Origin of the sequence: Specibacter sp. NPDC078692 (genome assembly GCF_040686835.1) — a bacterium.
Taxonomy (GTDB): Bacteria; Actinomycetota; Actinomycetes; order Actinomycetales; family Micrococcaceae; genus Specibacter.
Map to the genome: position 1 here is coordinate 30,654 of NZ_JBFBLV010000029.1, position 13,562 is coordinate 44,215.

The 13,562-nt window shown below is 58.0% G+C and carries 9 protein-coding genes and 1 pseudogene; 6 read left to right on the forward strand and 4 right to left on the reverse strand.

Going from position 1 to position 13,562, the window contains the following annotated elements; translation table 11 throughout:
- Positions 1–26: 26 nt before the first annotated feature.
- On the forward strand, positions 27–203 hold the full coding sequence (locus tag AB0O97_RS16620) for a hypothetical protein (RefSeq protein ID WP_363884139.1): 177 nt from the start codon (positions 27–29) through the stop codon (positions 201–203).
- A gap of 385 nt (positions 204–588) precedes the next feature.
- Here AB0O97_RS16620 and AB0O97_RS16625 read toward each other — a convergent pair.
- Positions 589–1,386, reverse strand: a pseudogene (locus AB0O97_RS16625) (IS110 family transposase); the annotation flags it as partial.
- A 374-nt stretch (positions 1,387–1,760) separates the two neighbouring features.
- Here AB0O97_RS16625 and AB0O97_RS16630 point away from each other — a divergent pair.
- On the forward strand, positions 1,761–3,896 hold the full coding sequence (locus tag AB0O97_RS16630; protein ID WP_363884141.1) for a putative transposase: 2,136 nt from the start codon (positions 1,761–1,763) through the stop codon (positions 3,894–3,896).
- 448 nt (positions 3,897–4,344) lie between these two features.
- On the opposite strand, the gene umuD is transcribed toward AB0O97_RS16630, so the two are convergent.
- Positions 4,345–4,794, reverse strand: a complete 450-nt coding sequence (gene umuD / locus AB0O97_RS16635) for a translesion error-prone DNA polymerase V autoproteolytic subunit (protein ID WP_363884142.1) — start codon at positions 4,792–4,794, stop codon at positions 4,345–4,347.
- Positions 4,795–5,037: 243 nt separating this feature from the next.
- On the opposite strand from umuD, the gene AB0O97_RS16640 reads away from it, so the two are divergent.
- Positions 5,038–5,667 (forward strand): GIY-YIG nuclease family protein, encoded by a 630-nt coding sequence (locus AB0O97_RS16640; RefSeq protein ID WP_363884144.1) that lies wholly within the window; start codon positions 5,038–5,040, stop codon positions 5,665–5,667.
- A gap of 95 nt (positions 5,668–5,762) precedes the next feature.
- Here AB0O97_RS16640 and AB0O97_RS16645 read toward each other — a convergent pair whose 3' ends face one another.
- Together AB0O97_RS16645 and AB0O97_RS16650 are read right to left on the reverse strand one after the other, a co-directional pair.
- Entirely contained in the window at positions 5,763–6,080 is a 318-nt protein-coding gene (locus AB0O97_RS16645) for a hypothetical protein (protein ID WP_363884146.1), read from the reverse strand.
- Positions 6,081–6,140: 60 nt separating this feature from the next.
- Positions 6,141–6,296 (reverse strand): hypothetical protein, encoded by a 156-nt coding sequence (locus AB0O97_RS16650; protein ID WP_363884148.1) that lies wholly within the window; start codon positions 6,294–6,296, stop codon positions 6,141–6,143.
- A 405-nt stretch (positions 6,297–6,701) separates the two neighbouring features.
- Here AB0O97_RS16650 and AB0O97_RS16655 point away from each other — a divergent pair, with 405 nt between their 5' ends.
- The 3 genes from AB0O97_RS16655 to AB0O97_RS16665 form a co-directional block, all read left to right on the forward strand.
- On the forward strand, positions 6,702–11,612 hold the full coding sequence (locus tag AB0O97_RS16655; RefSeq protein WP_363884150.1) for a type ISP restriction/modification enzyme: 4,911 nt from the start codon (positions 6,702–6,704) through the stop codon (positions 11,610–11,612).
- 77 nt (positions 11,613–11,689) lie between these two features.
- Positions 11,690–12,922: an RNA-binding domain-containing protein gene (locus AB0O97_RS16660; protein WP_363884167.1), complete on the forward strand. Its 1,233-nt coding sequence runs from the start codon at positions 11,690–11,692 to the stop codon at positions 12,920–12,922.
- 204 nt (positions 12,923–13,126) lie between these two features.
- Positions 13,127–13,562 (forward strand): hypothetical protein (locus AB0O97_RS16665; protein ID WP_363884152.1); only part of this gene is annotated, 436 nt, incomplete at its 3' end.

The window sequence follows — 13,562 nt, forward strand, 5'->3', positions numbered from 1 at the left end:
TACTGTAGGCAGTCGAAGGGGTACAAATGAAGCAAAAGTGGATTTTCGCAGCACTCATTACCTTGGGGCTGATCATGGTCGCCGTTTCCTGTATTTCCGCGATTTTCCTAGGAAACTTTCCAGTCTTTCAGGTACTGGTGGGCCTGGGCCTTTCCGGGGTTGGGGTCATCGGATACCGAATGGCAAATCGTGAGTCGGACTAGCTGGCGTGGCCCTATTTGGTGCCTTTACAGGTGCCTCTGTCGGCGCAGCGAAGGCTGCAACAAGCGGTGCTAGCTTGCAAGAATCAGGTGAACAGGCCATTATTGGCGGCCTAGTCGGAGCATTTACTAGTGGTATAGCTAAACTATTCTGAAGATTGCGCGGAGGGAATGAACATTTACGGGCTCAAAAAATGGATCAGAGTGACTCTCGTTCTACTCCTTAGCTTTGGACTATGGGGAACCACAGGCTTCGTCATTGGGGGGGGTCCCTATGGTTTTCGTCAAGGTGTTTTGGGGACCTTTTCTAAAAAGTTTTTGGGGTCCTGATTTTGGGCAGGCTTGAGTGGCTGGTGTGGCGTGCTGGCCAGCTGGTGGCCCTCTCCGGTCAGGCGGTCTCGGTGCCGGGTTGGGTGTAGAACGCCCCGTCGCGGAGCATGGCGAAGAGCACGTCGCAGCGCCTGCGTGCGAGGGCGATCAGGGCTTGGTTGTGCCGTTTGCCCTCGGCTCGTTTCTTGTCGTAGTAGGCCCGTGAGAGCGGGTCCTTCAGCGCCGCGAAAGCGGAGAGGAAGAAGGTGCGTTTGAGGGACTTGTTGCCCTTTTTGGAGGGGTGGTCGCCGCGGATTGAGGTGCCGGATCGCCAGGTCACCGGGGCCAGGCCGGCATAGGAGGCGAGGTGGCCGGCACTCTGGAATTGTTTGCCGATGACTTCGGTGATGATGCGGGCTTCGGTCCTGACCCCAACTGCTGGCATGGAGGTCAGGACCTCGTGAAGAGGGTGGTCCTCCACGAGGGATTTGACCTTGATGAGGATCTCTTGGCGGGAGGTGCGCAGCTGTTTGAGCATGGCGGCCAGCTGGGGCAGGACGATGCCAGCAGCTCCGGTGCCGGCGACGACGACCCTTTGTTCATCCAGGGCGGTAAATACCTCGGCAGTCCAGCGTTTCCCGGCCCGCGGTGCATGGCGGGACATCAGCGTTGTGACACGGTTCAGGCCTGCTTTGCGCAGCTTCTCCGGCGACGGGTACTTGATCAACAGTTCGGCCATCGCGGGATGGTCCAGATGCGGTCCTATGACCCGTTTCAAGGCTGGGTGGATCTGGGTCAGCAACCCGCGGATACGGTTCGATGTCGCGGTGGCCTGTTTCGCCAAGTCGTCGTCGAAACCACACAGCATGGAGAGTTCCAAGCAGCCCAGGACTGCATCATTGGGGCCGGAACCAGTGCATTGATCGCCATCGGCATCGCGGGCCCCACCGCCGGAACGGGACTAGTTGTCACTCTCGGCTGCGCAGCCCCCGTTTTCGCGGGTGTATTGGCGGACGCGGTGACGGACAACGAAACTGCGGAAAACCAGGCAAATCGTGGTTTGGGTTATCTCGGCTTCTTGGCAGACGTCGCCACGATCGCCGGCGCGATATTCTAGATTGGAGTGATGATGTTTCCGAAAAAGGGACAAGTCTCAGACCTCCTGAAGTACGTGAGGTGAGGCCCGCAATGGCGGGCTTTTTCTTTGTTTAGGAGTGTCGGAAATCCGTTGAGATCTGGTATCATGGAGGGATGGAGCAGAGTGCATTCGAGAACATGCCGGATCCGGCCGGGCTGGCCCTTGTCGCCTGCGACGGGCAGGTTTTGGTTAGCTGTGGTCGTTCCCTGCTCTATCGGTACTCGGACGCGGACACCGGGATGCGGAATCTGGCGATTGTGGCGTTGACGGATGCTGGGCGCCGGGTGGACGAGGTTGCTGCGGTGTTCGGGTTGACGGCGACGTATGTCTCGATGCTGCGCGGCCGGGCCCGGGTGCAGGGTTCGGCTGGTTTGGTGCGGCGGCGGGGACGCCCGCCTAAGCTGTCTGACCGGCAGGTCGCCAAAGCCAGGGTCTGGGCCGGGGAAGGCTTGACGCAACAGGTGATCGCCGCCCGGCTTGGAGTGGCCCGGTCGGTGATCAGCGAACTGGTGGCCCGGAACGGGGTGATCACGCCGCAGGAGGAGCTGATCACCGTCGTCGCAGCCGGGGAGGCCGGGGAGGGTTCCGTGCCTGTGGAGACTCCTGGCGGGGTGCCCGGCAGCGCTCCGGATGCGGCCCCCGCAGCGGCGTTGGCACGCATCGGGGAAGGTGAGCATGTCTCCCGCTATGCCGGGGCGATGCTGCTGCATCCCTTTCTGGACCGGGTCGGCACCGAGGCGATCTTCGCGTCCCTGGCCGGGGCACTGGCCCGCCGCTATGACAACCTGGCCGTCCTGACCACAGCAACACTGGGTTTCGCCCTCGGGGCCGGGACCGTGGAGGGCTTCAAGCACCTGCGCCGGACAGAGTTGGGCCCGGTGGCCGGGATCAGCATGGTTCCGGAGTTGGTGACCCTGCGCGGACGGCTGGCCGCCTTGGCCGACAACTCCGACCCGCTGAAGCTGCAGCGCGCCTTCGCCGCCGGGATGCTGGCCTTCGACCCGGCGCAGGATCCGGTGTATCACGTCGATGACCACTTCGTCCCCTATGCCGGGGCCAGGCCCGTGGCCAAGGGCTGGAACACCAAACGCCGCCACGCCCAACCCGGCATTGACGACACCCATGTGGTTGATGCCCGCGGCCGGGCGGTCGTCTTTGACTCCGGCGGACCAACGTCTCTGGCCTCCAACCTGCCAGGTGTGCTCACCCAGCTGAGGGAAGTAATCGGGACGGACGCGCCGGTCCTGCTCGGCTTTGACCGCGGCGGGGCGTTCCCGTCCGCGTTCACCGCCTGCAAGGATGCCGGCGCCGAGTGGATCAGCTACCGCCGTGCACCCCTGGTGGAGACCACCGCCACCGCGGCAACCTCAACAACGATACGCAACGGCAAGGAGATCAGCGTCGTCTTGGCCGATGAGACCGTGGCGATCAAGGGCTACGGCGACGCAAGGCAGCTGACCCTGTTCGAGCACGGGGCACCGGTACTACAGGTCCTCACCAGCGAAACCACCGGCACCGGGGCGGAGCTGTTGTGCTGGCTGCGGTCCCGCTGGCGGATCGAGAACATGTTCAAGTACGCGTCCGAACACAACGGCATCGACACCCTCGCAGACTACGCAATGGACATCGACACCGACACCCGAAAAGTCGCCAACCCCGCCCGCGTTGCGGCCCGCAAAACCGTCAAAACCGCCGAAACCGCGCTGGCTGATGCCGAACGGTCCCTCGCCCGGCTCCTCGCCGCCGGCGGGACTCCGAAACAGATGAATGCCGCCCTGCCCGGCGTGCACCGCCGCATCGAAAAAGCCATCCAGGACCTCGCCGCCGCGAAAAAAGCGCTCAAGCCCATCCCCGCCAAAATCCCCGCCACCGAGCTGAACCCCGACGCGCAGCTCGCCCGCCCCCACCTTCAACGCCGCGGCCTGCAAATGGTGCTCCGGCTACTGGCCTTCAACGCCGAAGCCTGGCTCGCCGACCGCCTCAACGCCTACCTAACCGACCCGGACGAATACCGGGCCATCACCCGCAACCTCCTCCACCAAGGCGGCACCATCAACTACGGAACCCACCAAATCAGCATCACCCTCGAACGGCCCGACAGCCCCCGGATTGCCCACGCACTGGACCTGCTCACCGACGAACTCAACCACCTGCAAGCCCGACTCCCCGGCGACCACCGCCCCATCACCTACCAAATCACCGGCCACCCAAACTCAACAAAGACCCAACCCGTACTTCAGGAGGTCTGAGTCTGAACGTATAAAGAACGAGGCAGGTTCCGGGCCGTCTTCATGGGAATCATGGCCATTGCCATGTTGATAATTGGCATCTACTTCGCCGTAACAGAGTCGAACTGGATTTTGCTCATAATCGCGATCTTCGTCACAGTATGTGCGGTCATATTCGCAATTAGAATCGAACGACGTTTTCGCGACGAACCCTAGCCGCAGGTGCGGTATCTCCTCGGAGCAGTGTATGGCGGCTCGATTTGCATATGCATCAATTTCTTGTCGTACCGTGCCAACTTACTGTCCGCAGCTTGATAACGCTTCTGGCCGATGAATCACTTTGCAGACGCCCTGCCCGATCGGCAGGGTCGGGCGGGCGGGATGGTTCAACAACAACACATTTCAGGCGAGTGAATGTTCACGTCTACCAGGGCAATGGCCTGAATCTTCTCTACGGTCGCCACGGGCTTCAAAGGAGGTGATGAATCGCGGTTTCAGCGACACCCCAGCACTGTAGCGAGGCCAGCGTGGATACCTTGATGTCCGGATATTCCGGATTCTCTGCTTGCAGAACCACGCCCGTGGCTGTAATCCTCAGGCGTTTGATGGTCAGCTCCCCATCAAGCACGGCAACAATCACGTTCCCATCCCGTGGCTCAAGGGCTCTGTTGACGATGAGCTCATCTCCGTCACTGATGCCAGCCCCCTCCATGGAATGACCGGACACTCTGATCACGTAAGTGCTCGTAGCATCATGGATCAAGTGGTCATTCAAATTGATACGTCCATCCGGGCTGTCAGGCGAAAAATAGTCCTGTGCAGGGCTGGGGTATCCAGCCGCCACGGAGACGGGAGCCAGCAACGGGTGCTGAATTGGTTCACGGCAATCCGCAGTATAAATATTCGAGATATGAGACATAACACACCGATAGTTAGAATAAATGTTTGATTCCTAAATTGTACTTCCACCCTCCGACAGGAACCATGTCGGAGGGTGCATGAGCCAGCTGGAATGGTAGGAGTTCGACGCCGGCTATGGCCTGGCAAGTGATTGCCGGTGAGATGGTCTAGTCTGGTCACGGCGGTTGGGTTTCCGTCCCCAAGAGGAAATCCGGCCGCCTTTTACATGCCCAAGCGGACGCCCAATATGGAATGGAGAGCTGTGAACGACCAGCGAGGATTGATCGAAATTCCGGAAGATCTACTGAGTTCCGTGATCAAGTGCCTGACTGAGCCTGGGCGTCCGATTTCAGGGGCCCTCGAGCTTGTTCCTCCTGTACCTGGGCTGTATGCCATCGGTGCTGATGCCGTTGTCTGGGCCAGCTTGGGCTTGAAGGCAATGGATTCGGGCGTCCCGCTCTATGTTGGTAAATCTGAGTCCAGCTTGGTTGGGCGAGATCTTGATGAACATTTTGGCGTTGACCCCGAAAGTGTCCCAAATACGGGGTCATCCACGGTGCGCCGTTCATTCGCAGCACTGCTTCGAGAGTCTCTAGAGCTCCAGGCGGTCCCGCGGAATAAGAAGAGCCCGGAGCGCCCGGCCAACTATGGCTTAGAGGATGGTGGCGACCTTCGGCTGACCAATTGGATGCAAGTTCACCTAACGCTGGCTTGGTGGCCTAAACCGCGAGAACTTAGTTGCCCGCTGGAATCTGTAGAGAAGAAGATCATCAAGAAGTTGGATCCCCCCATTAACATCTTGCACGCACGAACAGAGCGTAAGGCTCTCAAGGGTGCGCGTGCGGCAATGACTGCAGAGGCCTGTGCCTGGATAGAAGAGAATGCCAGATAGGAACCCGCTCCAGAGTGGTGGCGGACGGGGTTGAATCGAGCAGGGGTACTCCTGAAGGAGGCTTGGGGGAATTGAGTGGGCCTCGGATGGCGGCGCTAGCCGTCGGTTCTGGGTGGGGCCTGCTGAGGCAAAGCTTGGATGGCGGCTTCAATATGCCCACAAGCTACCGCAAGCCCCTCTGAGGGGATGTTGGCAAGCCCTGGGCCCAAGGTGCTGTACTCCTCTGAAAGATCCGCGAGCGCGGTTTGTAGGCTTTTGAGGGTGCGGGCGATGTTGTAGGCGTTGATGCCGAATTCGTCTTGGGCGGGGGATCCTTGGTTGCGGCGGCGTTTGATGGCCTTGGCGAGTTTCCTGGCTGCTGCTTCTGCTTCGAGTGTTTCGTAGTGGACGGGGCTGAATCGTGTGCTGGGCATGGGTGGTTTTCGCTGTCCGTTCTGGGTGCCTGCGGGTGGCGTGGGGTGGGTTATGTCTGGTTAGGGGTTGATGCCGAGGAGGCGTTCCAGTGTGGTTTGGATGGTGAAGTAGGTGGCTGCGGAGGTTGTTTGTCCTGCTGCCTGGAGTTCTGCGACGTCGGCTTTGGCGACGGTGAGCTGGTATTCGAGCTCTTCGGTGCTGATGGTCTTTGACATTAAATCCACTCCATAATGTGTTGATCTGACAACAATAAATATATAGATTTGGAGGGCATGGTGTCAACAGTATTGCGGTTCTCTGGTTGCTGTGAACAAGCGACGGTTACTGCATTCGATGGAGTGGGCTTTTGCCGCCATACCGCTTTGGGGAGACTCGGGGCCGAGGTGCCTAGTGGGTGTTCCTAGCTACCAATGGTGTTGGCAGTGCAGATCAGCTGGAAGTCTTGTTAGTTCGGTCTGGTTTGAGGGGTCGAGAGCTCTTGAATATGTTGTTCGGTTCGGGGTCCCGGGCTAAGTCTGGGGGCCGGGCGTTGGGGTCGTTTGAATGAGAATCACACATACAATCAAGGGGAGCCTTTCGGGGCTTCCTCTTTTCTATGTCCGTACCATTTTGGGGAAACTGTGACCACTTCGTTTGATGAGCTGCTTGATACCTACCGCGATCTTTCGGACTCGGAGCGGATGAAGGGTAGCTATCTTGAGCAGCTGGTGGGGCAGTTCCTGGAGAACGACGGTGTGCATGCGCCTCAGTACACGGATGTGTGGCTGTGGAAGGACTGGCCAGACCGGCCGGAGAACTTCACCAACAAAGACAACGGCATCGACCTGGTAGCTGCTCGAAACGACGGCGGTCTCACGGCCATCCAAGTGAAGTTCTACGCACCGGGTTACAAGATCCAGAAACACGACATCGATTCGTTCCTGTCAGCATCATCGAAGAAGCCCTTCACAAACGGTGTCGTCGTGGATACCACTGAGGGTGATTGGTCGAAGAACGCGCTGGAGATGCTCGATGGCCGGCATGTGCCGGTCCAACGGATTGGGCTGACGGATTTCCGCCACTCCAACATTGACTGGACCACATACGACCTGACGGCTCCTACGACACCGAAACTCTTCGATAAGAAGGTACTGCGTCCACACCAGCACAAGGCTGTCGAAGCAGCGCTGAAGGGATTGGTGGATAACGATCGTGGCAAGCTGATCATGGCTTGCGGGACCGGCAAGACCTTCACTTCCTTGAAGCTGGCTGAGCGGATCGCAGAAGACTTGGGCCACGCGCGGATCCTGTTCATGGTCCCCTCCTTGGCGCTGATGTCACAGTCGCTGAAGGAATGGTCAGATGAGACTGAGCAAACCATGCACGCCTACGCCGTGTGCTCGGACAACAAAGTAGGCCGGGTCAAGGACACTGATCTGACTGACGTCGCCCTCCACGACCTACAAATCCCTGCCACGACCGATGGCGCGCGCCTCATTGAAGCCATGAACTCGCGCACTCTTGATGAGGGCATGACGGTGGTATTTTCGACGTACCAGTCGATCGACGCCGTCCGGGCGGCCCAGCAGGCCGGACTGCCTGACTTCGATCTGATCATTTGCGACGAAGCCCACCGCACTACCGGCGCCACTCTGGCCGGCGATGGCGAATCACACTTCGTGAAGATCCACGACAACCACTGGATCTCGGGCAACAAGCGCGTCTACATGACCGCCACGCCGCGCATCTTCAACGACAACACCAAAGACGCCGCCAAGGAAAAAGACGCTGTCCTGTGCTCCATGGATGACCAGTCCATCTACGGGCCCGTGTTCTACCGGATCGGCTTCGGTGAGGCCGTCGAACAGAAACTCCTGACCGACTACAAGGTGCTGGTGCTGGGGGTCGATGAGACTCAGGTGGCTGGCACCTTTCAAGACCAGCTCGCCGACAACAACAGCGAGCTCAACATTGACGACATCGCCAAGCTCGTCGGCGTATGGAACGGTCTCGCCAAACGGCGTGCGGGAGAATTCCAAGACGGCTTCGGCCAAGACTGGCAGCCCATGCGCCGAGCAGTCGCGTTCAACCGCTCCATCAAGGCATCCCAGGTCATCGAAGCAGAGTTCTCCGAGCTGGCACGCGTCCATCTCACAGACCTGACTAATGATGACCCCACAGACGATCTGCGCGTTGAGGTCAAGCACATTGACGGCGGCTTCAACGCCGTCCGCCGTGGGGAGCGGCTCGACTGGCTCAAAGCCGAACCCGACGTCGTACTCGTCGATGACCGAACCGCTCCTAAGAATGACAAGGGCCGTTGGCCGAAGAAGGAACAACCGACCTGCCGCATCCTCACCAACGCCCGCTGCCTGACCGAGGGCGTCGACGTCCCATCCTTAGACGCGGTGCTCTTCATGAACCCCCGCAACTCCATGGTTGATGTCATCCAGGCCGTGGGCCGAGTCATGCGCAACCACACCGATGCAGAGACGGGAGAGGTCAAGAAGTTCGGCTACATCATCTTGCCCATCGCCATCCCCGAAGGCATGTCAACGTCGGAAGCGCTGAAGGACAACGCCCGCTACAAAGTCGTCTGGCAGGTACTCCAGGCACTGCGCGCCCACGATGAGCGCATGGACTCATCCATAAACCAGATCGAACTGAACAACAAAGCACCAGAGTCAATCATCGTCGACAAGATCGACCTGGCACCAAAGAAGCCGGCCCCAGTCATCGACCCGAACCCAACCCCCGACGTCGAACCAGGCCCAGGCCCCGTGGATCCTGGCAAACAGGAAACCCTGACATTCCCCGTCGAGGAATGGAAAGACTCCGTCTACGCGAAAATCGTGGACAAGGTCGGCAACCGCATGTACTGGGAGGACTGGTCCAAGGACATCGCCTCCATTGCCAAGAAGCACATTGACCTGATCAACGCTTTACTCACCGACGTGGACTCCAGCCACCGAACAGCCTTTGATGGTTTCGTCGCCGGCCTCCGAGAAAACCTGAACCCAGAGATCGACGACGAACAGGCCGTCGAAATGCTCGCTCAGCACCTAGTTACCAAACCAGTCTTCGACGCCATGTTCGCCGACTCCAACTTCACCGAGCACAACCCCGTCTCCCGTGCCATGCAAAACATTCTCGACCAACTGGGCTCAAACGCCGTATTCGAGAAGGAAAGCAAAGGCCTAGAGAAGTTCTACGAGTCGGTCCGGGCACGTGTCTCCAAGATCGACAATGCCGCAGCCAAGCAGGCCATCATCGTAGAGCTCTACGACAACTTCTTCCGCAACGCCTTCCCCCGCGTCGCAGACCGCCTCGGCATCGTCTTCACACCAGTCCCAGTCGTTGACTATATTCTCCGTTCAGCCGACGCCGCGCTGCGTCTGGAATTCGGTAAATCACTCTCCGACGAAGGTGTCTCTATTTTGGAACCCTTCGTCGGAACCGGGACCTTCTTGACCCGGTTGCTGCAGATTGGGCTCATCAAGCCGGAAGACTTACATCGCAAGTACACGCAGGAACTGTTTGCCAACGAGATCGTCCTGTTGAGCTACTACATTGCAGCAATCAACATCGAAACTGTGTACTCCGAAATGGCCACCGGCACGGGACACGAAGATGGATATGTGCCGTTTGACGGCATCGCCCTGACAGACACTTTCCAACTGAATGAGAGTGACGGTCAGCTAGAGGCCACGGGCATCTTCCCGGAGAACCACGAACGCGTGATCCGCCAGAAGAACCAAGACATCCGTGTCATCGTCATGAACCCGCCCTACTCGGGCGGCCAGACGAGCGCGAACGATAATAACCAGAACCAAAAGTACCCGGCTCTGGATGCTAGCATCGCCGACACTTATGCGAAATTGTCGACGGCGACGCTCAAAAACAGCCTCTACGACTCCTATATCCGCGGCATCCGATGGGCCTCAAACCGAATCAAAGACAACGGGGTCATCGCCTTCGTTTCCAATGGCTCATTTATCGACGGCAGTACGGCAGATGGCATCCGGAAGACTTTCGCTGACGAGTTCAGCCGGATCTTCGTCTACAACCTCCGAGGCGGTATTCGAGGGCGAAGTGGGGACCTAGCCAAGCGGGAAGGTGGGAATGTCTTCCCGATTATGACGCCCATAGCTGTCTGTGTACTGATCAAGAACACTACGCATACGGGGACGGCAGAAATCCAGTATCGAGACATTGGGGACTACCTTACAGGCGAACAGAAACTCGACATCCTCCGAGGAGAAGCATCTCTGGAAGGTACCGATTGGGAGACTATTACGGCAAATGATGCTGGCGACTGGGTCAACCATCGCGATGAGCGATTCGGTTCCTTCCAGCCCAGCGGCGACAAAGCTTCAAAGGGTAAGAGTGGAACTCCTGCAATCTTCGAAAACTACTCGGGTGGGCTGAAATCTAACCGAGACGCATGGGTATTCGGTTTCTCGGCCTTCGCTACGGAGGATAGAGTCAAACGCCTAATTGACGCCTATGAAGCAAACAGACTTGACGGAACCAAGAGCCCGAGTCTGGATCCAACAAAGATAGGGTGGAGCCCCGGACTTCTTCAGCGCTTTAGGACAGGAAGGGAGCTCAGGTTCGTTCAGGGCCGTTCGAGAGTCTCTGTCTACAGGCCATATTGCAAGCAGACAGTATATTTCGACGCAACACTCATAGAGCGCCCCGGGCAGCTCCCAAAGCTCTTCCCGACAGCTGGCACCCCAAACTTGGCGATCGGATTGTCGGGAGAGCGGCGCCGCGATTGGTCTTGCTTGATTGTAGATCAGCTTCCTGACCTGGAAGCGGTGTCAAAAGCTCAGTGGATGTCGCTCTATACATATGAACCCATCCCCGACGACGAGCTCGCGATCCCAGCAGAAAGTGAAGTCATCGTCGACGGCTACCGTCGTCGGGAGAACATCACTGAAGCGACACTCTCTATTTACCGCGGCTTCTACGAAGACGCCACCATTTCCAAAGAGGATATCTTCTACTACGTCTATGGTCTGCTTCACTCGCCGACGTACAAAGAGGCCTACAAAGCTGACTTGATGAAGATGCTGCCGCGGATCCCGAAGGTCAAGGACTTCTGGGGGTTCAGCACAGCTGGCAGGGGACTGGCTGACCTACATCTGAACTATGAGAGCGTGGCCCCGGCAGAACTGACCGAGGTGCGCAAGACTGAGCCTCCGGCCGATGCAGAAGCGCAATACGACTACTACCGCGTGCAGAAACTCTCCTGGGGCGCTCGCAAGGATCGTTCCAGGATCGTCTTCAACTCGAGCATCACGCTGGAGGGTATTCCGGCGGACGTCTTGGACTACCAGGTCAACGGCAAGTCGGCCATTGAATGGATCATTGACCGATACCAGGTGACGACTCACAAGGATTCACAGATCACCAACGACCCGAACGACTACTGCCGTGAGGTTGGGGATCCCCGGTACATCATTGACTTGATCAAAAGAATCGTCACGGTTTCCTTGGAAACCAACAAGATTGTGACAGACCTTCCAGTGCTGGAAATATTGGAGTGACTAATCCCTGGACCCCACTTCATGCCGCACTGAGCCTGCCCAAAGGGCCGTTGACCTTTGAACATATTGATAGGGCCATGGCCGCTGGGGTGCATGAAGAGGCAGATTTGGATTGGAAGCAAGAACTGCCTGGACGGGGTAGTTCTCCCGAAACAACAAAGGACATTGCGGCCATGGCCAACTCCGGTGGGGGCGTCATTGTTTACGGTGTCGCTGAGACCTCAGGGCGGGCCGATGCGATCAATGAGGTGAGTATCCATGAGGCTGATCGTGCAATACTTTTGGCAGCGGCTGCAGCCGCCCGCCCCATCGTTCAAGGGATGGCGCTGGTACCCCTGGCAAGTTCAGAGGGGGCGTCAACAGGGGTTGTTGTAGCCATTGTTCCTGGAAGCCCGAATGCGCCGCATCTTGTTGGCGAAGGCAACAGGATGGGAGTCCCCGCCCGGAATGGGGCGACAACTATTTGGCTTGATGAGCGGGCGATCGAACGAGCATACTCGGAGCGCTTTAACCTCAGGGCATCACGATATGACCTGTTGTCGACAATGGTTGATGACTTGAAAGATCGGCTAAAACTTTCTGGAACAACTTGGCTAGTGGGAGTCGCTACTCCGGTGGCCCCGATCAGGCAGCACAACGAACTTAGCCTCCAAGAGGTGCATGTGATGTTGCAAGGGAGTCTCAGGCGATCCCTTGCAATGACCCCGGGGAGCGACGACTTGGGCCGCGCCCTTGCCGGGATTAGTTCCATTCCGGAGATGATGAGAGTTGGTAGGCGTCGTTGGATCGCAGATTCTAAATACGTCCATGAGCCAGACAGCAGAAGCGACGAAGCCCACGTCGAAGTCCATCATGATGGGTCTCTGGGTCTAGCGGTCAAAACAGACCAAAGCTACACATCAATGCTTTTCACTCGGCCCAAGGCTCCTCTGCCAAAGGGGGAGTATCAGGAAATGCTTGAGTGGTCCATCGAAGCATTCGCGGCCGACATCGTTTCGCTCACCTATGAAGCCATGCAGAAAAGCCAAAACGTTGGACCATTTAGCATCCGCATTGAGGCGGCGCGAGACACCGACAAGCCATTTGTCCTTATTGGACCAAACCGAAGCTTGATGGGATGGACCGACAGAAGTGAAGTCGGCCAAGACCTAAGCAGTAGGACCATTCCAAGGTTCCACCCCGTTGAGAGCGAAATCCGACCCAGCGACACGGAAGAAGTCCTGATCGACATAGCCCGATCAATAGCCTTTGAGATCGTCGAACAGTTCGGGGTTGGATCACTGCGTTACCTCGCCTCGCCAGCCACCTAAAACCTGGCCAAGCTGTCGCGAAGAGTCGGCTGACTGTGGTTCGGTACTGCGAGCGCGGCTGACTGGAGGGCAAGTGGCGCGTTGATTGTTTTGGGTTTGATGTCTGAGCGATGATTTAGGTTTCCGGGCGAGGAAGCTTGGTGGCTGGGCGGTAGCACTGTTGCTTATCGTGAGTTGGTTTTTCGACTAGGAGAGGAGCGGGCCTTGGGAATTTTTGGTAAGACTCGAGATACGCGGCCCGGGCCCGGGTGGTACCCGACGGATCAGGACGATGTCGTTGCCTATTTTGATGGAAGTAACTGGAGTGGACGTGCTCGGTTGTCGGCGCTTGATGATCAGTGCCCAATTCCGTTGGGGGCTGAAGCGCAAGCGGCTCAAGCACTAGCGACGATGCGAAGCAATATTGACGTGGCTTCGAACGAGCTGTCCCGAGCTTCGTCTGAGCTTGAGGTGTTCAAAAGGGGCGCGGCCACCGCCATGGCCCAACTTGATATTCAGATCGCTAATCTGAAATCTGAGCACCGCGATGAGGCGTCGAATGGATTGTCCCGAGCTTCGTCTGAGCTTGAGGTGTTCAAAAGGGGCGCGGCCACCGCCATGGCCCAACTTGATATTCAGATCGCTAATCTGAAATCTGAGC